Origin of the sequence: Saccharothrix sp. CCNWYY140, from assembly GCF_037401995.1 — a bacterium.
Classification (GTDB): Bacteria; Actinomycetota; Actinomycetes; order Mycobacteriales; family Pseudonocardiaceae; genus Actinosynnema.
Genome location: NZ_JBBEGC010000006.1, coordinates 69,538 through 89,231, shown reverse-complemented (window position 1 = coordinate 89,231; position 19,694 = coordinate 69,538). Strand labels below are relative to the sequence as shown.

Annotated in this window: 16 protein-coding genes and 2 pseudogenes; 7 read left to right on the top strand and 11 right to left on the bottom strand. The window is 69.4% G+C overall.

Annotated features, from left to right (window positions below):
* The first annotated feature begins 257 nt into the window (after positions 1 to 257).
* Positions 258 to 668, top strand: coding sequence for an SDR family NAD(P)-dependent oxidoreductase (locus WBN91_RS39125; protein WP_443217662.1), 411 nt, complete (start codon positions 258 to 260; stop codon positions 666 to 668).
* Positions 669 to 889: 221 nt separating this feature from the next.
* Here the strand turns inward: WBN91_RS39125 and WBN91_RS05635 are convergent, their stop codons facing one another.
* Positions 890 to 1,489, bottom strand: a complete 600-nt coding sequence (locus WBN91_RS05635; RefSeq protein WP_337722391.1) for a TetR/AcrR family transcriptional regulator — start codon at positions 1,487 to 1,489, stop codon at positions 890 to 892.
* A gap of 84 nt (positions 1,490 to 1,573) precedes the next feature.
* Between WBN91_RS05635 and WBN91_RS05630 the strand changes: the two are divergent.
* A pseudogene (locus WBN91_RS05630) lies at positions 1,574 to 2,401 on the top strand (SDR family oxidoreductase).
* A gap of 228 nt (positions 2,402 to 2,629) precedes the next feature.
* Here WBN91_RS05630 and WBN91_RS05625 read toward each other — a convergent pair.
* On the bottom strand, positions 2,630 to 5,323 hold the full coding sequence (locus tag WBN91_RS05625; RefSeq protein WP_337722392.1) for an RICIN domain-containing protein: 2,694 nt from the start codon (positions 5,321 to 5,323) through the stop codon (positions 2,630 to 2,632).
* A gap of 369 nt (positions 5,324 to 5,692) precedes the next feature.
* Here WBN91_RS05625 and WBN91_RS05620 point away from each other — a divergent pair, with 369 nt between their 5' ends.
* Both WBN91_RS05620 and WBN91_RS05615 read left to right on the top strand, forming a co-directional pair.
* The gene (locus WBN91_RS05620; protein ID WP_337722393.1) at positions 5,693 to 6,823 is read left to right on the top strand and encodes a LacI family DNA-binding transcriptional regulator; all 1,131 of its coding nucleotides are present in this window, start codon (positions 5,693 to 5,695) and stop codon (positions 6,821 to 6,823) included.
* A gap of 121 nt (positions 6,824 to 6,944) precedes the next feature.
* Positions 6,945 to 7,361 carry a hypothetical protein gene (locus tag WBN91_RS05615; RefSeq protein ID WP_337722394.1) on the top strand — a complete coding sequence of 139 codons (417 nt, stop codon included), beginning with the start codon at positions 6,945 to 6,947 and terminating at the stop codon, positions 7,359 to 7,361.
* A 71-nt stretch (positions 7,362 to 7,432) separates the two neighbouring features.
* Here the strand turns inward: WBN91_RS05615 and WBN91_RS05610 are convergent, their stop codons facing one another.
* Positions 7,433 to 8,107, bottom strand: coding sequence for a hypothetical protein (locus tag WBN91_RS05610; RefSeq protein ID WP_337722395.1), 675 nt, complete (start codon positions 8,105 to 8,107; stop codon positions 7,433 to 7,435).
* A gap of 23 nt (positions 8,108 to 8,130) precedes the next feature.
* Between WBN91_RS05610 and WBN91_RS05605 the strand changes: the two genes are divergently transcribed.
* On the top strand, positions 8,131 to 8,466 hold the full coding sequence (locus tag WBN91_RS05605) for a hypothetical protein (RefSeq protein ID WP_337722396.1): 336 nt from the start codon (positions 8,131 to 8,133) through the stop codon (positions 8,464 to 8,466).
* A 179-nt stretch (positions 8,467 to 8,645) separates the two neighbouring features.
* On the opposite strand, the gene WBN91_RS05600 is transcribed toward WBN91_RS05605, so the two are convergent.
* Positions 8,646 to 10,904: a Vgb family protein gene (locus WBN91_RS05600; protein ID WP_337722397.1), complete on the bottom strand. Its 2,259-nt coding sequence runs from the start codon at positions 10,902 to 10,904 to the stop codon at positions 8,646 to 8,648.
* Positions 10,905 to 11,359: 455 nt separating this feature from the next.
* On the opposite strand from WBN91_RS05600, the gene WBN91_RS05595 reads away from it, so the two are divergent.
* Entirely contained in the window at positions 11,360 to 11,815 is a 456-nt protein-coding gene (locus WBN91_RS05595) for a hypothetical protein (RefSeq protein WP_337722398.1), read from the top strand.
* Positions 11,816 to 11,910: 95 nt separating this feature from the next.
* Here WBN91_RS05595 and WBN91_RS05590 read toward each other — a convergent pair whose 3' ends face one another.
* The 7 genes and pseudogenes from WBN91_RS05590 to WBN91_RS05565 all read right to left on the bottom strand — a co-directional run bounded on the left by WBN91_RS05590 (position 11,911) and on the right by WBN91_RS05565 (position 18,221).
* Positions 11,911 to 12,675 carry an RICIN domain-containing protein gene (locus WBN91_RS05590; protein WP_337722399.1) on the bottom strand — a complete coding sequence of 255 codons (765 nt, stop codon included), beginning with the start codon at positions 12,673 to 12,675 and terminating at the stop codon, positions 11,911 to 11,913.
* Entirely contained in the window at positions 12,557 to 13,432 is an 876-nt protein-coding gene (locus WBN91_RS05585) for a family 43 glycosylhydrolase (protein WP_337722400.1), read from the bottom strand. The genes WBN91_RS05590 and WBN91_RS05585 overlap by 119 nt, the downstream gene beginning before the upstream one ends.
* A 407-nt stretch (positions 13,433 to 13,839) precedes the next feature.
* Positions 13,840 to 14,019: a hypothetical protein gene (locus WBN91_RS05580; RefSeq protein ID WP_337722401.1), complete on the bottom strand. Its 180-nt coding sequence runs from the start codon at positions 14,017 to 14,019 to the stop codon at positions 13,840 to 13,842.
* A 289-nt stretch (positions 14,020 to 14,308) separates the two neighbouring features.
* The gene (locus WBN91_RS05575; RefSeq protein WP_337722402.1) at positions 14,309 to 14,698 is read right to left on the bottom strand and encodes an RICIN domain-containing protein; all 390 of its coding nucleotides are present in this window, start codon (positions 14,696 to 14,698) and stop codon (positions 14,309 to 14,311) included.
* A 135-nt stretch (positions 14,699 to 14,833) separates the two neighbouring features.
* Complete coding sequence (locus tag WBN91_RS05570; RefSeq protein ID WP_337722403.1) at positions 14,834 to 17,047, bottom strand: carboxypeptidase-like regulatory domain-containing protein; 2,214 nt, start codon at positions 17,045 to 17,047, stop codon at positions 14,834 to 14,836.
* 253 nt (positions 17,048 to 17,300) lie between these two features.
* A pseudogene (locus WBN91_RS39120) lies at positions 17,301 to 17,459 on the bottom strand (AbfB domain-containing protein); the annotation flags it as partial.
* A 12-nt stretch (positions 17,460 to 17,471) separates the two neighbouring features.
* Positions 17,472 to 18,221, bottom strand: a complete 750-nt coding sequence (locus tag WBN91_RS05565; protein WP_337722404.1) for a hypothetical protein — start codon at positions 18,219 to 18,221, stop codon at positions 17,472 to 17,474.
* Between the two features lie 332 nt (positions 18,222 to 18,553).
* Here WBN91_RS05565 and WBN91_RS05560 point away from each other — a divergent pair, with 332 nt between their 5' ends.
* Entirely contained in the window at positions 18,554 to 19,687 is a 1,134-nt protein-coding gene (locus tag WBN91_RS05560; RefSeq protein WP_337722405.1) for a VOC family protein, read from the top strand.
* Positions 19,688 to 19,694 lie beyond the last annotated feature (7 nt).

Below are 19,694 nucleotides of genomic sequence, written 5' to 3'. Positions count from 1 at the left end.
ACACCCACACCCACCCGCCACGGAGGACGCACCATGCCCCGCACCATCGTCATCACCGGCGCCGGAATCGGAGCGGAAGCCGCTCGGTGCTTCGCCCGCCAAGGCTGGATCGTCGCAGCGAGGTCCGGCTCTATGCCGAAGGCCCCTTCGACATCTACCTCGGCGAAGCGCTCGAACGCGTCGTGGCCGACCAGCCGGCCTTCCTGACCCGGCACGTCCCGGCTACCCCCGCCCCGGCCGCCTCCTGAAGCGCCCTCATCGGACGCACCGTCGTCCTCACCGGCTCCACCGGCGGTCTGGGCGCCGCCCTGGCCCAGGCTCTACGCACCCGGGGCGCCAACCTGGCCTTGCTCGACCTCGACCATGAGGCCGGCGCAGCCCAGGCCCAGGCCGTCGGTGGCGCCACTGTCGCCCGGGGCCGGCGTGCCGATGTGCGCGACCTGGCCAGCCTGCAAACGGGAAGATCCCGGTCAACCGGATCCCGGCCGAGATCCGCGAGCACGGCTACACCGGCAGCGCGACCCTGCTCGTCCGCTATATCGACCAGGGTCGGGCCACCCGAATACGCGAGTTCGCCGCCATCTTCACCGGCGCCACGGCAAGCACCTTCCCTGCTGGACTACCACCACCCGCGCGGACACACTGCCCAGCTTCGACTCCTGACGTGACGGTCGTGAAGATCGCGCTGGTCACCGGCGCGCCCTAGGGTGTCGGCGATGCGGTGGCCACCAAGATGGTCGCCCTCGGCTTCTTCGACTGGGACCACGTTCATCAGGCCGTACGCCCGCGGAAAGTGGACGCCGCCGCGCCGGCCGAAGCCCTGTGTCGCGGCTGATCGCGACCTCCGCGGCCGGCTGAGCACCTGCCTCACACCTCACCGGCTCGCGGTTCAGGCGAGTGGGCCGACTGCGGCCATGGCCCGGTCAAGGGCCTCGTGCAACGGCCCACCGCCGGCCGCGGCTGAGGCGTTCGCCGCGGTGAGGCAGGCGAATGCCGCGCCCACCAGCGCGAGCGGAGCCGGATCCGCGTCGTCCCAGCCGCGGCCCGCTTCGTGGGCTCGTTCCCGGGCGGCGTCGGCGATGCGGGACTGGTTCCCGAGCATCCGGTCCAGGTACGCCGCGCGCAGTGACGCCGAACCGTTGATCACCCGCTGAAGCTCCGCCGCGCCGGCGGCCTGCACCGGATCCGTCATGTAGTCGACGACGTCGTCGAACATCCGCCGCAGCGACGTCCACAGCGGTTCGTCGAGCGGTCGAGCGCGCAGGGCGTCGACGAACTGTTCCCCCAGGCGTTCGTACTTGCCGAGGATCACCTCTTCCTTGCTGCCGAAGTAGCGGAAGAAGCTGCGCTTGGACATCCCGGCCGCCGCGGCGATCTCGTCCACCGTCGTCGCCTCGTAGCCCTGCTTGAGAAACAGCGCGAGGGCCGTGTCGAGCAGCTGCTGGCGCACGGCCAGGCGGGTCCGCTCCCGCAGCGACGGTGACTCCACCGCTCAAGGCTAACATCACACGCCATGCTTGACACCGAGTGACAGATTTGGCGTACGGTGACGCCAGTCATCGAGGAGGCATTCATGACCAAGATCTGGTTCATCACCGGCGCCGGGCGCGGGTTCGGCAAGGAGTTCGCCAGGGCGGCGCTGGGCCGCGGTGACAAGGTGACCGCGACCGTGCGGAAGCTCGGCGACGTCGACGACCTCGTCGAGGAGTTCGGCGAAGCAGTCCTGCCGCTCCAGCTCGACGTCACCGACCGCGCCGACGTCTTCGCCGCGGTCGAGCAGGCCGGCGCTCACTTCGGACGCCTCGACGTCGTGGTCAACAACGCTGGCTACGGCCTCTTCGGCGCCGTCGAAGAGATCACCGAGCAGCAGTTGCGCGACCAGCTCGAGGTCAACCTGTTCGGCGTCCTGCACGTCACCCAGGCCGCCCTCCCGTTGCTGTGAAAGCAGGGCAGCGGCCACATCGTGCAGATCTCCACCGTCGGCGGCGTCGCCGCGTTCCCCAACCTCGGCGGCTACCACGCTTCGAAGTGGGCCCTGGAGGGCTTGAGCGAATCACTCGCCCAGGAGGTCGCGCCGTTCGGCGTCAAAGTCACCCTCGTCGAGCCCGGCGGCTTCGCCACCGACTGGTCCGGCTCCAGCGCGGTGCGCGCCGAACCGCAGCCCCAGTACGACCGGATCCGTCAGGACATGGTCGAACGCGGCAAGCAGACGCCGCCAGAGCTGACCGGTGACCCGGCCGCCGCCGGACTGGCCTTGCTGCACGTCGTCGACGCCGAACAGCCGCCCCTGCGGGTCTTCTTCGGCACGATGCCCACCATGATCGTCCCAGGCCTCTACCAGTCCCGGTTGGACACGTGGGAGCAGTGGAAGCACGTCGCCATTGCCGCCAACGGTCATTGATTTCCAATGCCGTCGACGCTCCTCGCCGGTGGTCACGCAGCTGGTGGCCACCGGCGAGGAGCGTCGGTCAGGACGTTCGACCGATCCACGCCGGACCTGCGGTGATCACCGTCCCACCGCGATCGGATCGCGGCCGACTCGGGCGCGGAAACCCCTGCCCCCGAGTCGGCGCGACAATCGGCAGCCCGTTGACCAGCGGCCGGGCTTGACACTCACCTCTGTCACTGGTCAGGCGGGTACGAACTGCCACTGCTGGTTGGTGCCGCCGTTGCTGGTCCACTGCACGACCTGAGCCCCGTCACTGGTCGACGCGCCGTACACGTCGGCCGTCAGTCCGCTGTTACGGGCGACGATGGTGTAGTAGCCGTCACCGGTGGGCCGCAGGTACCACATCTGGTTGGTGCCGCCGTTGGCCGACCACTGCTGTAGTTGCAGGCCGACCGTGCTGCTGCCGGAGTTGACGTCGAGCACCTTTCCGGAGGCGTTGTAGCGCAGGGTGTAGGCGTCCTGCGTGGTGCTGATCGTCCACGTGGCGGTGCCGCTCTGCTGGATCGCCTTGGCACCGTCGGAGGTGGAGTTGCCGGCGATGGCGAGGGGTTTGCCGCTGTTGCGGTTGACGATGCGGTAGGTACCCGGTGCGGGTCCGGTTCCGCCGCCTCCGCTGAGGTTGAAGTATTCGACCGCGTCGGTGAAGACGGTGCTGCCGGACTTCGTGGTCGACAGCTGGAGGTACACGCGGTTGCCGGTGGCGGGGGTGGTGAAGGGCACCGGCTGGGTGACCCGTGAGCCGAGCGGGACGGTCAGGGTGGTGCTTCCGGACGCGACGACCGCGCCGTCCGGCGCGTCGAGCCGCGCCGTCCAGGTGAAGCCCACCGAGGTGTCGGCGAAGTCGTCGTTGAAGACGGTGATGTTGCGGGTGACCGTGGCGTTGCGGGCGTAGGTGGGCACGGCCTGCGGCAGTGGGAAGGTGCCGTTGGAGTCCGAGGCGCCGGAGGCCGACCAGTAGGGGAGGTCGACCGCTGCCACCGGGTTGAACGCCGCCTGCACGCGCTGGAACTGCGGGTTGCTCCAGGGGTCCGGGAGGTTGTCCGCGCCGTAGACAGGCCGGCCGCCCTCCTCCGGGACGAAGTCGCCGGTGCGCACGCCGGGGATGACGCTGGCCCAAGCTGACAGCAGCGTGTACGGACGCAGGTCGGTGGCGCCCTTGCCGCGCTTGGCCAGGGTTGCCGTGGCGAACCACTCGAAGCCCTGCTTGGTGTTGCATGCCGGCCAGATGTACTCGCCCTCGCCGTCGGGCCGCCCATTCACGGTGATCAGGCCCTCCCCGTACCTGCCGAAGCCGTCGACGTAGTGCGGGATCACCGCGAAGTTGGCGTACGTCATCCCGGGATACAGGCTGACATTGTTGCCGACGCCCACCTCGACAATGATCGGCCGGGTGCCGTCGGCGCCGTTCATCGCCGCGTACAAGTCCTTCTCGAACTGTTCGGAATCCTGGCCGCTCTGATTCGGCTCGTTGTTCTGACTCCAGCGGATGATCGCGGGGTGGTTGCGGTCGCGCAGGACCAGCGCACGGGCGTGGTTGATCATGTTGTTGCGCCCGACGGTCTCCCTCCACTCCTGCGAGGATTGGGAGCCGCGAATCGCGACCTCGCCGATGATCATCAGGCCCATCTCGTCGGCGACATCCAACATGTACGGGCTCGCGGGCTCCTGGTGGATGCGCACCACGTTGAAGTTCAGCCGCTGGTAGTTGTCCACCGCCTGGGGCCAGCCGCCGTTGCCGGGCGACGGGGGCAGGAAGCCGGGCAGGGTGTGGTACGCGTCGCCCTTGCCGCCGTTGTTGATCCGGTCGTAGTCGGCTCCCTGGAGGTTGTCGCCGCGGAAGTTCACGCGCACGCCGTTGAGGTAGTAGTAGTCACCGTTCTGGGTGGCCTCCCGGAACCCGAACCGGTACGTGGCGTCGCTGGTGCGCCCGTCATCGGTGGCGGCGTGCACCGTCAGCCCGTGCAGCTGCGCCCGGTACCCCGACCGGTACGGCACGTTGGGCCACCAGTACGAGGTGCTGTCGAGGTTCCACGCGACCGGCCCGACGGTCACGGTCACGGTCGAGTTAGCCGGCACGGTGACCGTACGGCTGGGCAGTTCGGGGTAGGTGAAAGCCGTTCCGTTGGTGGACGACAGCGACCCGGTCAACGTCACCGACCGGGAACTGCCCGACGTGTTACGCACCGACACGTCGTAGCTCAACGTCTTGTTCGCCACCGACGTACGCACGAATGTGTCGCTGACGTACACCGCCGGGTACACCCGCAGGAACGCGGACCCGAAGATCCCCTGCGGGATCGCCTCGGACCACGTGGCGGCGTCGGGCACCAGGTACCGGCCGTTGGACGCCTTCAGCGCTCCGCGGCCCTTCACGTTCACCGTGATCGTGTGGGTGGTGCCAGGCGCCGCGTATGCGCTGATGTCGAAGTTCGACGGGGTGAACGCCGTCGTCTGGGTGGCGACCACGCGGCCGTCGACCGACAGCGTCGCCTGGTGATTGACGGCGCCGAACTCGATCCACGTCGACTGCGGCTGACCCGAGTCGGGCACGGTGATGGTGCGCGAGTACACCGCCTCGTTCACGTCGGTGAAGCCCTGCTTGTACCAGCCGCCGCCGGGCACGGTGATCGAGGTCGCCCCTCGACCCGCCGGCGTGAAACTCCACGTCCCGGCCAGGTCAACCGAGGCGATCGCGGCGGAGCCGGCAGCTGCGGCCGCGGGAGCCGGCTGTGTTGCGACGGCCGGCTGTGTTGCGACGGCCGGCTGTCCTGCCGCGGCGGACTGCACCGTGCCGATGGTCGCGAGGAGTACGGCGCCGGCCAGCGCTAAGCGGGCGAAGCGCTGGGATAGCGTGCGAGGGCTGTTTTGACGCATCAAGAAATCCCTTTCGCGGGTGTCGCGTCTACGGGGGTACACCGATCACCGGACCCCTCGTCACTACCCGCCGGGCCCGCCGAAACGAAGAAGTCGACTATTAACCCAGTTACCGGCGTCATGCCTGCGGAGCAGGACATCGGTCGGTAAGCAACCCTGTGCTCGAACCGGTTCGATACAGGACGATAAGCAGGGTCGACTCATGGTGTCAAGCGGCACATGCTATGGCTTACGACGAATGGACGTCATACAGGGCCTTGGGGAATCGAGCGTTTCGGTGTGCGCTCTCGAGGCTCTTGACAGCGAGCGTATGACTGCGTAGACATGATAGCGCAGTCATACGGGGCTGTGGCCGGCGATGAGGGTGCTATGACGCGACTGGCGAGGCCGGGTGGAAGTCCTTTGACGCCGCGCAGCGTGGACGTCGCGCGGTTGGCCGGCGTCTCCCAGAAGACGGTGTCCAGGGTCCTCAACGACGAGCCGTATGTCTCGCCCGACCTGCGCCGGCGGGTCCTGGACGCCGCCGAGGAGCTCGGCTACCGGCGCAACCAGGCGGCTCGGGCGCTGGCCTCCGGGCGGACCCGGTCGATCGGCGTGGTGACGCTGGGCAGTGCCTTGTACGGGCCGGCGTCGTGGCTCGTGGGCATCGAGCGGGCGGTCCGGGAGAGGGGCTACACGCTGCGGGTGGCCGCCACGATCGAGGGCGACCCGGGCGGCATCGCGGGCGCCCTGGCGTCGCTGCTGGACCAGGGCGTGGACGGGGTCGTCATCTCCGAGCCGATCGACGAGGGCGTCGGCCTGATCAGCGTCGACGTGCCGGTCCTGGTCCTCGGCGCGCCGCCCAACTTCGCCGCGCCGCAGGTGGTGACCGCCAGGGTCGGCGCGGGCCGGTTCGCGCGGGCCGCGACCGAGCACCTGCTGGGATTGGGGCATGAGACCGTCCATCACCTGGCTGGCCCGCAGCGGTGGTACTCGGCACGGGACCGTCTCGCCGGCTGGCGCGAGGCGCTGCGAGCCCACGGTGCGGACGAGCCGCCGGTCGTCGAGGGCGACTGGTCGGCCGCGTCCGGCTACGCGGCGGGCCGGGAACTGGCCGGCGACGGCACCGTGACCGCGGTGTTCGCCGCGAACGACGACATGGCGATCGGTCTCATCCGCGCGCAGCTCGAGGCCGGGCGCCGGGTGCCCGAGGACATCAGCGTCGTCGGGTTCGACGACATCCCGGTCGCCGCCTACGTCACTCCTCCGCTCACCACCGTGCGGCAGCCGTTCGACGAGGTCACGCGGCGAGGCCTCGCGCGGCTGGTACAGGTCATCGAGAAGCCGGACGTCGAGCTTCCACCGGCGGCCGACCAACCGGTCGAGCTCGTCGTCCGCGCCTCGACGGCGCCACCACCGCCCCGGCCGATCCCGGGACGTGACCGCCGAGCGATCCCCGAGGCCCACGGTGGCCCGCACGGTCAGCCCGCCGGCAGCGAAGTCCCACACACCCAGCCCTGACCAGCGTCGATCTGTCCAACTACGGCGGCACGTCACCCCCGATCACGCGTCAGCGTTCTCAGCATCGGTGAGGGCACTCCTCCGCCCCGCCTCGGGGGTGATGCCGCCCGGTGGTGCCGGCGTGGCTATTGACCTGTTGATTCGAGCCGGTCCTGCTCACCTGCGTCGGCCTCGCCGGTTGAACACGGCGGCGACGGCGAGCAGCACGTCGCTCAGGGCGGACATCCCCACCAAGGCGGCCGCTTACGCATGGGAACTGGGGCTCCCCGAGATCCGGCCCGCTGCTCGGCTCTACCGCGCGCTGCTTTCGGTGGGCCGGGATCGACCGGACACGGAGAAGCCCATGACGCCGTCCGCCGCCGCCTTGGCCTCGTGGCTACCGGAGGACTGCCGTCGGGCGGCGGCGGACACCTTGGTCGCGGGGCGGCGAATCGCACAGGAATGGGTGGGGTACCGCTACCTTCAGCAGAATGACGACTGGCTGATCGACCTCGGAGGAAAGTCGGCATCTGATGCGCCTGGTGGTGACCCTTTGTGACGGGTTCCGGAACGAGTGTTTTCACTGGATGAAAACTGGGGTGGGAAGTTCCCCACTCTTGCGAAGAGGCCTCAAACCCCTGCTAAGCTGGGCTTATGAGCCACTCCCCTTCGAGAGGAGTGGGAAATTCCCCACAGGTGCGTGTTCGGGCAAACTTCTCGGACACCAGCACTATTCACATAGCCCACTGGCTTGATCATGACATCAGCCACGTGGGCTTTGTCTTTGTAGTGAACTTGCAGGTCAAGGGCACTGTAGAGGTTCGCGAGGCTCTCCACCTTCGCACCGTTGAGCGCCGCTCCGACGTCACCGAGCGAGTCGATCATGGCGTGCACCTCAGCCGCCGTGAGCGCCGTAGGCGCGGGCGCACCCTCCAACTCAGCCTTCGCCGCCGCCCGCGCCGCCTGCGCTGCGTTCATCGGCTCGACCAGCGCCAACGGGTCGATACCGGCCTTGATCGCTGCCTGATACCGACTCAGTTCCTGTTCCGCCTTGGCAAGCCGCTTCCGGGCCGCTTCAATGTTCGTGGGGGTCTCAGTCCCCTGTGACGCAACCAACGCGGCCACGGTCCGGTCCACATTCTTCGGGTCGAACAGACTGCCGAGCCACTTGTTCACCGCGTCTTGGAGCACGTCTTCCCGAAGGTAGATCGTCGGCGGATGCGTGCCGAGCGCCAGCGAACCGTTCGGAAGGGTTCGTGCCGGGCAGCGGTAGTACATGCCGCGCACACGCGGACTGGCTTCCATCTTCCGCTCGCACACCGTGCACCGTGATTGCGTATCGTGCCACGCTCGACGTGCCCCGCGAACCGGCCCTCTACCCCAGCCGACTGCTGCGCGCCGAACGCCGCCGATGCGGCACCCGCAAGGGAGCCAGGGCGCTGACCTGCTCTCGCCACGCGGTGCTGGTCCTGCGCTGGTCCCGCCAGAACACCGACATCACTGCGCTGGCCCGCGACCACGGCATCTCTCGCGCCACCGGATACCGCTACCTCGACGAGGTCACACCGCGCTCGCCGAGCAGGCACCGGACCTGCACGACGCCCTGGAGCGGGCCAAGGATGAGGGCGCAGCGCACGTCATCCTCGAATGGACAGCCGCACTAGCAACGCCTTGCTGCGCGGCCTGCGCTGCCTGGGCGAACGAGCGTAACGGTGAAGCGCCGCTGCGCTTACCCGCTGAACAAGACCACCTGCCGGCGGGTCGCGCCGATGCACAAGCCCGCGCGTCGAAAGGCTACAGGTAGCCGCACTGCCTATAGTGCGGCTACCTGTAGGTCAAGCGGTCAGACTCGGCAGGGGCTGCCGCCTGGGTGGCCTGGCAGCGCTTCGATGTTGGCCTTTGCCTCGCCGATCACCACGTCGGTCAGCAGGGTGTCGAGTACCAGTGCCTGCTGCACCACGCTGGTGCCCGTGGTCGTCGTGCTGTTCAGTCTCAGCGAGCCGATGACCAGTGGGATGGTCAGCGGTGCGCTGCCGACGGTTATCGGTACGCCGTTGATCGACAGGCTTGCGATGTGCGACGAACCCGTGAACTGTTCCGTCCCGTCGGGACCGCAGGTCACCGCCGCGTTCGACTGGATGACGCCCACCTCGATGGTCACCAGCAGGCTGGAGATCCGGGTGTAGTCGACCCGCGCCGACGCCACGGCGCCGTCACCGGGTTTCGGTGGGGTGCCGGCGAGCACGTTCGGGGTCTGGTCGGTGCGGGCGGTCAGGGCGTTGGCTCGGACGTTCAGGATGCCCGAGTTCAGGTTGACGTTTGCGACCTCCTTGAAGTCGTCCGCGCAGGGCACGTCCGGCGGGTTGGCGCGGGCGATGATGATTCCCGCCAAATTCAGCGCAGTGGCCTGGCAGGAGAACACGCCGGTCCGCTTGGACGTCTTGATCCGCAGGTCCGACAGCACCGGGCTGGCGCCGTTGGGTGCAGCCGTGAGCGTGGCCCGCACCTCGATGTACCGGCCGGTCTTGGCGAACTTCACGCCGTTGGACACCGGCGTGAACGCCTCGCCGGCCAGGCCCGCCTCGGTGTCGGAGGTGCGCGCCTCCACCACGATGGACGTGCCCGGCGGGACGCTCCCCTGCGCCTCGGTGTTCCAGGTGACGGTGCCCCAGGTCTGGCCCGCGACGCCGCCGTCCTGCACGACCGACCACGTGCCGACCGGGGCGGTGATCTCGCCCAGGACGGAGCCGGTCATGTCGCTGTAGTTGTACGGTCCCGCGCCCTCGCCCAGGTCCACGGTCAGGTCGACCGCGCCTACCGGGAACCCGCCGCCGCCCACCGGACCGGCGGTCGGATCGATGCGCATGGCGTTGTTGGTGGTGATGTTGGTGACCCACACCTTGCCGTTGCTGTCCACCGCGACACCGGTCGGGCCGGTGCCGCCGGGCAGCGTCACGTTGCCGACGTAGGTGCCGTCGGTGCGCAGGTGGCCGACCGTGGTCGCGCCGAAGAGCGCGTGCGCGACCCAGACGTTGCCGTCCTTGTCGACCGCGACGCCCTGCGCGTTCGCGTTGCCGTGCGGGAAGGTGCCGAGCACGGTGCCGTCGGGCGCGAGCTTGACGACCTGGTTGCCGCTCACCTTGGTGTGCCAGATGTGCCCGGTGTTCGGGTCGAGGCCGAGACCGTAGTCGCCGTGCGTGGTGTCCAGGCACGCGCCCGACGCGGAACCGGGCTCGTAGCGCAGCAGGTTGGCGCCGAAGCGCGCCGACCACAGCGTGCCCGCCTGGTCGACCAGACCGCCGTAACCGCCGCAGCCCAGGCTGAACGGCGCACCCAGGGAGGAGCCGTCGGTGCCGGAGATCTTCTCGTGCTGGGTGTTGGAACCACCGGTCCACAGGTCGTTGTTGGCGTCCACCGCGACCGTGCGGGTGTTGGTGCCGGCGACCCGGCTGTAGGTGATGATGCACTCGTCGGCCGCCGTGGTGACGCCGCCGTTGTCGTCCGCGCCGCCCGCGTTGGTCCACGCGCGGATGTCGCCCAGGCCGCGCGAGGTGGCGTACAGGCCGTCACCGTTGCGGTCGCGGCAGGTGTTGTACGCGAACGGACCCTTGAGGTAGTCGCCGGCGGGGTTGGCGGAGCCGTCGGCGTTCGCCCGCGTGCCGCCCAGGATGACGCCGACGCGGGTCACGGAACCCTTGCCGCCGGTCGACTCGTCCCGGTTGGACAGCCACGTGTTGCCGAGCTTGTCCACCGTGGTGCGGGACGGGTTGCGGCCCCGCCCGTCGGGCGCGGACCGCCACTCGCCGACGATCGCGCCGGTGTCGACGTCGATGCGGACCATCGTGCCGCGCGCGGACGCGGCCACGTTGACGAACGGGAAGAACGCCGTCTCCCGGTCGAGTTGGAGCTGGTTGTTGTTCGGGGCGTCGTGGTTGACGTCCTGGAGCACGCCCTGGTCGAAATCGGCGTCGAGCGTGTAGAGCACGTCGGAGCCCGGCACGGGCGCCGCCGAGGCGGTGCCCGCGGGTAGGGCCACCAGCGCGGCGGGGAGCGCGAACACGCCCGCCGCCAGGGCCGCCAGTGATCTTCGGGGTTGGTGCATGGGGATCTGCCCTTCGTGGGGAGAAGCAGGTCTCGGGCATTTCCGTCACGTGACAACCGCATGTCGGGCCACCTCGTGAACCTGTTACCAGGGCGGGGTATGTGAGTGTTTCTCCGCCGCCGAAATCGGGTTCCGAATTCATCCGACGGCTTCGGGTCGTGAGGCTCGCGGACCAGTCCGCCGCCTCCGCGCGGTGGTCGCGCCCGGCGTGTCGGCATCCGGGCGGCCCAGCGGTTGGGCCGTTCCGGTCGATCCGGGGCGAAGTTGACCGGGCCGGGGTTTCGCCACCTTTGCGCCATTGGGCGGACACCGGGAATTCGCCCCGTTCACCGAATGGACCACGAGCGGCCGGGCCGGCTCGACAACCGCGCGGGGCGGCACAGATCCTCCGCCGGCCCGGAACGCGTTTCCCCCACGACCGGTTTCCCCTTGCCCGCGGGGAAGGTCCGACCCCTGTGACGAAACCCCTGCGGCCGGCCGGCGTCGTCGCCACCGCCCTGGCACTGCTCGCCGCCTGCGGCACCCCGCCGCTCAAGGACGCCGCGAGCACGTCCTCCGCCGCCACCGCCGCGTCCGCCGCCGACCTCGGCGGTTTCGACAAGCTCGTCGAGGCGGCGAAGAAGGAGGGCAAGCTCAACGTCATCGCGCTGCCCCCGGACTGGGCCAACTACGGCGAGATCATCAAGGCCTTCGAGGCCGAGTACGGCATCAAGGTCGACTCCGCGCAGCCCGACGCCTCCAGCCAGGAGGAGATCAACGCCGCCAACCAGCTCAAGGGCGGCGACCGCGCGCCGGACGTCTTCGACCTGGGCCTGAACGTCGCCAATGGCCGGCCGAAGGATTCCTCCACAAGATCCGCCGCGGCACCAACGCCCTCACCGACGCCTGGCAACCACGCACGGAAGACTTGACGGCCACGGCAACTCCCCAACTACGCGGCCTTGGGGCAAGGCCCTGGACAGGGTCGGGCGTCGGGTTGTCGGCCCGGGCCCGACCCTGTGTTGGTTCAGCTCTTGCCGGTGAGGCGCCAGACCTGGTTCTTCTTGGTGGCCAGGGCACTGGCGGAGTCACAGGTCCACTGGTGGACCAGTGCTCCGACGGCGGTGGAGATACCGTTGACGTCCACGCACTTGCCGCTGTGCACCGCGACGAGCTGGTAGTCGTTGGCGGCGACCTGCCGCAGCGTGAACTGCTGGTTCGTGCCGCCGTGGCAGGTCCACTGGTGGACCGCCGCGCCGTCGGCGGTGGAGCCGCCGCGGATGTCGAGGCACTTGCCGCTGTAGCGGTTCACCACGGAGTAGGTGTCCGCCACCCCTGGCACCGGGCGGAAGTCGAACCGCTGTTCCTCACCGGTGCCGCAGGTGTACTGCCGGTACTGAGTGCCGTCGGCGGCGCTCCGGTCGGGGTCGTCCAGGCAGTACCCGCTGTGCTGGGCGACGGCGGTTGACGAGAAGGTGGACTGGCCGGTGGTGAACTGCCACCAGTCCATGTTGAACAGGTACCCGCTGCCACCGGCGAAGCGCAGGTACAGATCGTGGGTCCCGGTCGCACCGGTAACAGGGCACGAGACCGTGCTCCAGGTCTGCCAGCCTCCGGTGCCCGACACGGTGCATGTCCCGACCGTTGGCCCAGTAGCACTGTCCAGGTGCAGCTCAACCCGGCCGCCGCTGGTGCTCGAGGCCACCCTGGCGGTGAACGAGCCTGCACCGGCGCCGAATGCCACGCCCTTGATCTTGATGTGATCGCCGTTCTCGATCCAGCTGATGTTCATCCCGCCCTCGCTGGAGGGTTCGGTTTCGATGCCGCTGCCCCACGCGATGGTCTCGGCTTCCTGGCGGACATAAGGATTGAGCGTGCCGGCCTGCGGCACCCCGGTCGTCGTCATGTTGATCGTTGGAATGGTGCCGTCGGCGTTGTAGCTGAACTTCTCCACCGCGACCGACCGTGTGAAGGTCGGCGTTGAGCCGCACGTACCACAGATTCGGGTTGCCCCAGTACATGTAGGCCTGACCGTCGTCGTCGATGAAGACCGTCGGATCGAACTCGCCGTTCTCCACCAGCGGGCGGCCGATCGCGTCGCGGAAGGGGCCGGTGGGGCTGTCGGCCACCGCCACCCCGATGGCCATTCCGCCTCCACGGCGACGGACGGGGACGTACCAGTAGAACTTTCCGTTGCGGGCGATCGCCTGACCCGCCCACGCGTCGGCGTCGGCCCAGGAGAAGGTGGCCAGGTTCATCGGCGAGCCGTGGTCGGTCCAGTTGACCATGTCCTCGGAGGACCAGACCCGCCATTCCTTCATGACGAAGGTGGTCGAGCCGTCCTCGTCGTGCCCCGTGTAGAGGTACACCCGGCCGTTGTGCACCATCGGTGCCGGGTCGGCGGTGTAGATGTGCTGCACGATCGGGTTGTCGGCCCTGGCCACCGCGGGCAGGAGTGCCAGCGCGCACAGGACGGCGACGAGCAGAGCGCCCGCGCGTCGAAGTGTCGCCGAGGACGACAGCGTCGATCTCATGAGGAACGCAGCCATTGCATTTCTCCTAGTCGTTGAGGACCTGGCGGGCCGAGGTCGCCAAGTGGCCGTAGTGTGGCAGCAGATGTTCACGCTCACAAAAAGGATGTCAGTGTCGGAGAGTGTGTCGTCACCGAACTGACTCAGCCCGCGTTTCCTGGACATAGCCCGCGATCCTGCTCACCTGACTGCATCGGACGACATTGGCTGAGGTAGTTCGGTTCGGCTCGAAGTGAACGCTCACATCGGCGAAACGGCGGGCGGCACCTGGCGGCGGGCTCGGCCTCGCACCGAGCCCGCCCGCTCATGCTCCACCCGTTCCTGATCGCTCGCTGTGACGCTCGCCCGGTTCGGCGTACGTCGTCGTCCTCGACGTCGGGAACACCGGAGTCCGACCGGTGTCACGCCACCGGCTAGCCCGTGTTTCAGACAAGGCGTATCGAGATGTTGATGGCGGCGATGTGGACGGTGGCCCGGTAGCGGACGGCGAGCTTCTCCTCGCACACCCGCACCGGCGCTGGAACGGAGCCTGTATCGATGCCGCCCGGCTGCACGCCGAGATCCGCGACCTCGGGTTTCGCGGCAGCCAACACGGCGTCCGCCATTGCCTGCAACCGTTACGCGCCTCGGGGAGGGCTCGCGCCAGCCAGACGTGGATGTTCGGGTTGGGCTTGGCGAAGGCGCCGCCCACCGGGATGTCGGGCGCCAGGACCACCCAGGTGCCGTTGGCCAGGCGGTGCGGGAACGGGTCCCGGATGCCCTTGGTTCCCTCGGTCGGCGTCAAGATGGCGTTGATGTCGTTGAGCGGTGTCCATTCCAGACCGTCGTTGCTGACGGCGAAGTGAACGGCGTTGACGTTGCCGGACCCGTTCAACGACTCCTTGAAGCAGCCCATCACGTAAGCGGCGTCAACCGCTTGGCCTGCGCCGGTGCCGGGACCGCCGTTCCAACCGTGAGCCCCACTGCGAGGGCCGCGTCCGGGTCGAGCAGCGCGGTCCACAGGTGGTCGGCGGTACCGTTGTCGGCCCACTGGAGCACGCGGGCGTTGTCGGCTGTGGACATCCCGTCCACGCCCAGGACCTTGTTGCTGTCGAGGTTGCGCAGTCGGACCGCGGTGCCGTCGGACACCAGCTGCCAGTTGTGGTCGGCGGTGCCGTTGTCACCCCATTGCAGGGCGTCCGCGCCGTCGGCGGTGGACATGTTCCGGATACCGAGCACCATGCCGCCGGCGGCGTTGAACAACCGGTAGCCCGCGGTGGAGCTGTTCCAGTTCTTCCGCAGCACGGAGGACAACGCCCGGGGCAATTGGATCTTCGGGCCGATTGCGGTCTGACCCGCCTGTCGACACGGCCCAATGGACCCCTGCGAGGGGGGTGGGACGGCGGCGGTGCGCGGGTCGTGCGCACCGCCGCCCTTCGGTCAGGGGTTGACCTCCCAGTGGAAGTGGGTGGTGTGGCCGCCGTACGGCCGGATCACGGACGTGGCCGCGCGGCCGTCGTTCAGGGTGACGTTGGCGATGGCCTGGGCGAACGTGCCGCCCGCCGCGTAGGTCACGTACACCGTGCGGATGCGTGTGCCGTGCGTGTTGAGCTGTCCGATGATCGTCGCGGCGGTGGCGGCGTTCCGGTTGTTGTAGCCGGCGAACCAGCCGTCGGCGCTGGTGCCCGACTGGTGCGAGCTGTGCGGCGCGAACGGTCCGCCGTTCATGTTGGAGAAGTCGCCCCAGGTCAGGCCGGCGCCGTCGATGAAGGACTTCACCGTGGGCCGCGCCCAGTCGTCGCCACCGACCCCGGTGTCGCGCTCGCCGTAGCGGTTGCCGCCGTCGAAGCGCACCAACTTGGTCACCGCCCCGACGGTGCGTTCCGCGGTCTCCCCGCTGGACGACCGGGCTCGCACGCGCAACGACAGCTGCCCGTTGGTGGTCTGGTTGATCCCGGCCAGCTGCGCGGCGGGCACCTCGAACAGCAACTGGTTCGCGGTGACCTGGTTCTGCTCGTCGTCGCCGAACGCGGTGATCAGGGTCGGCCGGACGGCGGCGGCGAGGGTGCCGCGCACGGTCGTGCCGCCCTCGACCACCTCCAGGGTCAGCTCGGTCAGCGAGTCCTCCTTGGGACCCTGCACGGTGATCGTGCCGTGCACGCGGGTCTGCCCGCCGAAGTAGGTGTGGCCGGACGCGCTGAGGTAGGTCAACGGCTGGTTGTCGATGTCGCGCAGCTGCACCTGGCTGACGGTGAGCTTCTTCTTCTTGACCACGTCCACGACGACGCGGGAGTCGAACAGCCCGTCGGCGACGTTGGCCACGGCGAGGTCGACCCGGAGGGTGTCGCCCTGCGGGTTCACCGCGAGCTCGGACTCGCGCCACCCGGTCGCGCCGCCGGCGTCGAACGCGGCCAGGCCCAGGCCGTTCATGCTGTTGCCGTCGCTGACCACGCCGCCCGCCTGGGTGCTGCGCAGCGCCACGTTGTAGAAGTCGTTGAACTCGCTGCCGAACCAGCCGCCGGGCACCTCGCTGGTGATGAACCGGTACCGCACGATGACGCTCTTGACGCCCGCCTCGACGGCGAAGGTCCGGGAGATCGACTGCTGGCCCTCACCCGCGGTGTCCAGCGCGAGGTCGAGGTCGGCGGCCTCGGCGGTGACGTCGGCGGGTGCGAGGGCGGCGGCGGCCTGGGCCGAGCCCTCCGCGGTGCGCGCGGCCTTGCCGGACGCGGCGGCGAGCGCGAACGGCGGGTCCTCCACGTGCGGGATGATCGACACCGGGGCGGAGCCGACCTCCCAGCCGTCGGCGCCGTGCGCGAAGTCGTTGTTGTCCACCGCGCTGGGCGTGCCGGTGCCGAGCAGGCGCAGCACCACGGTGCCGTCGAACACGCTGGACGGCCGGGTGGCGAACCGGTTGCCCGAGGCCTGCGCGATCACGTTGTAGGACCGGTTGGGCAGGTTGGTGAACGCGCCCGCGCCCGCCGTGTCGGTGACCAGGGACGCCGTGACGGTCGGGTCGTCGGACAGCTTCGCCACCACCGACGCGCCGGCGACGGGTGCGCCCGCCTCGTCCAGCACCACGACCGGCACGGTGTACGAGCCGACCCACAGCACGAACCGGGCGTCGATCGCGTACCCGTGGATGTCGCGCGCGGACAGCGCCACCTCGTGCCGCCCGGCGGTGAGCCCACCGGCGATGGTGACGCTGTTCTCGGTCGTGGCCAGCGCGGTGAACGGCAGCGGGAGGCCGTTGTCGTACACCACGACCGAGTCGGCCGTCCGGTCGAGCGTCGGGCAGCTCAACCGGAACGTGACCGGCGCGCCCACGGCGGTGAAGCCCTTCTCACTCGCCCCTTCGAGCACGGCGACGGCCTCGGAGACGTACTCGGGCTCCTCCACAGGCTCGGTGCTCGCGGGGACCTCCTGGATCGGTGGCGGCGCGGCGCACGGCACGCCGTCCTCGCACGAGCCCAGCCGGTCGCCGTGCTTGACGTGCGCCTCGGCGGCGGGCGCGGGCAGAGTCAGGGTCTTCTCGGCCGGCGTGCCCGGCGCGTGGCACAGCGTGACGGGGGCGGGTGGACCGGCGTCGGCGAAGGGGACGCCGCCGACCGCGGCGACGAGCAGGAGCACGACCAACGTGGTGAACCGTCTCATGGCTCTCCTGACGGAGTGGGTGAGCCGCGCGTCCGGTAAGGGCACGGCTGACCTTCTTCTCGCTCCGCGCATCCGGTTTCATTACGCCGCGCAAAAATAGGGTTGGGAGGTGGAACCCGTTACGCCACAAGGATTTACCCGCGCGGGTGAGCCCGGACGGCGGCACGGGACCGGGTCGTCGCCCGGCTGCCCCAGAGCAGGTGCTGCGGTAGAGCGCCGGTCCAGCGGCGGAAACGCGGTCATCACAGTCCCAGGTGTCGGGGCCGCCATTGCCGGCGATGTAGGTCGTGTAGCGGTAGTGGCGGATGTACTTCGTCGGGGAGCCGACGGGCTGGAAGGAGGTTCCCTCTCGGTGGCTTCCAAGGGGTAGCCGGAGGTCATGACGCCTTCGTAGAAGGTGTCGGCGCCACAGCGGGTCAGCTGGTCACACGGAAGGTGGCGTTGTACGACTGGAGCCGCTGTGCGGGGGTTTGGGCCAGCGGGCGAGTGCGCGGCTCTCCTCGGCGGCGGTCAGGTTGAGGATTGAGCCGTGGCGCTTGCGCGCGGTGCCGAGGCTGTAGTCCGAGTGCCTCTGGAAGTTCTGCGTGCTGCCCAAGTTGGTGGAGGTGAGCGGCAGGTAGCCCACGCCGCCGGCGTTGTCCAGCCACAGCGCCCATTCCGCGCGATCGTTGAACCGCGTCCACATCGGACCCTCGACCTCCCGCGGGGTGAGCCCCAGGTGGGACAGGTTGCCGATGGTGGTCCAGGACCCGAGGACCGTTGCTTCCGGATGCCGTTGACAGTGGAGTTGGTCGCCCAGTAGAGGACGTGGTCGCCGGAAACCGGGTCGTGGATCGCTTCGGGTGCCCAGGCGTTGCCCGCGTCGCCGGGGATGCCGCCCGCGACGTCGAGCAGGCGCGGAGCGGACCAGCGCGGGGTCGCGCACCCCGCGCTCGCCGACGGTGGACAGCAGCACGGGCGCGCCGTTGTTCAGCTCGGTCCAGTGCAGGCCGTCGCGGCTGTGGGTGAAGTAGATCTGCTCGCCGGTCGGGTGCTCGCCGGTGAAGTGCGCCATGAGGTAGCCGGTGAACGGTTCCAGCGCCTCGGCCCTGCGTTCGGTCGTGACCGACCTGGAGGTGAACAGCAGGGCCACTGCGACGGCTACCGCGCCGACCCTCTTCAGTGCTCGTGTCACGGACGATCTCCCTTTGCGGATCACGGCTGGGGCACTGGCCTGGTGACGGGTTCGCGCACGGCGCGGTCGGGGCTGGCGCGGTTCCACACCTTGTGGCCGGTGTAGCGCGGGTTGCCCGGGATCTCCGCCACGGTGCGCAGCGACCAGCCCGGATCGACACGACGCGCGTCGTGTCCCGGGGTCGCGCCCGCCTGTCGTGCGCCTCCGCTGTGGGTCCGTCGTCGCCGGCCCGGCCTGGACGTTGCCGTCGGTGCTGAGGATTTCATCAGAACTTCTTGACTGATGACGCTAGCGTAACTGATGATGTCATCAGTAACTGGAAGGAGCGGCCCGTGATCGACCACCACGACCCGCACACCGGCCTGCACAGCGAGCACGGCGGGCTCGCCGGGGAGCACCCCGGGCGGGCGGCGAACCCGGTGATCAAGGTGCACGACCTGGCCTGGTTGGAGTTCGTCAAACCCGATCTGGAGCGCGCGGAGGTGTTCGCCGGCGCGTTCGGGTTCACCGCGGTGCTGCGCACCGAGCACGAACTGCACCTGCGCGGCGCCGACCGCGGCTCGGCGTGCGTGATCATCCGCAAGGGCGCCCGGTCGACGTTCCTCGGCCCGGCGTTCCGGGCGGCCGACCCGAGCGACGTCCTGCGGCTGGCCGAGGCGACCGGGCACCGGGTGGAGAAGCTGCCGGAGAGCCTGGGCGGGATCACCGTCGACCTCGCCGACCCGAGCGGCCTGCGGGTGCGGGTGGTCGCGGGAACCGACGAACTGCCCGCGTTGCCGCCGCAGATCCCGCACACGCTCAACTTCGGCCACGACACCCCGCGCACCAACGCCACCCAGCGCCCGCCGCGTGAGCCTGCGCGGGTGCAGCGACTCGGGCACGTCGTGCTCCAGACGACGAGGTACCGCCAGGTCCTGGACTGGTACCTGGAGCACCTCGGCCTGATCGTCAGCGACTTCCTCTACTACCCGGGGCAGCGCGAGCGTGGCCCGGTGATGAGCTTCATCCGGTGTGACCGGGGCTCGACACCGGCCGACCACCACACGCTGGCGCTCACGCTCGGCCCGGTGGACCGGTACGTGCACTCGGCCTACCAGGTCGCCGACCTGGACGCCCTGGCCGCGGGCGGAGAGTACCTGCGCGACAACGGTTACCGCCGGTCGTGGGGCATCGGCCGGCACATCCAGGGCAGCCAGATCTTCGACTACTGGCGCGACCCGGACGGGTTCCTGGTCGAGCACTTCAGCGACGGTGACCTGTTCGACTGCACGCTCGAACCGGGTTGGGCGCCGATGAGCGCCTCCGGTCTGGCCCAGTGGGGGCCGCCCGCCACCGCCGACTTCCTCGGCGTCAAGCCGGGCCGGGAGTCGTTGCGCGAGCTGCGCGGGCTGCTGTCCGCGCTGCGCGAGGACAACGAGTTCGACCTGGGTCGCCTGGCGGGGCTGCTGAAGGTCGCCCGCACGTGAGCACTGC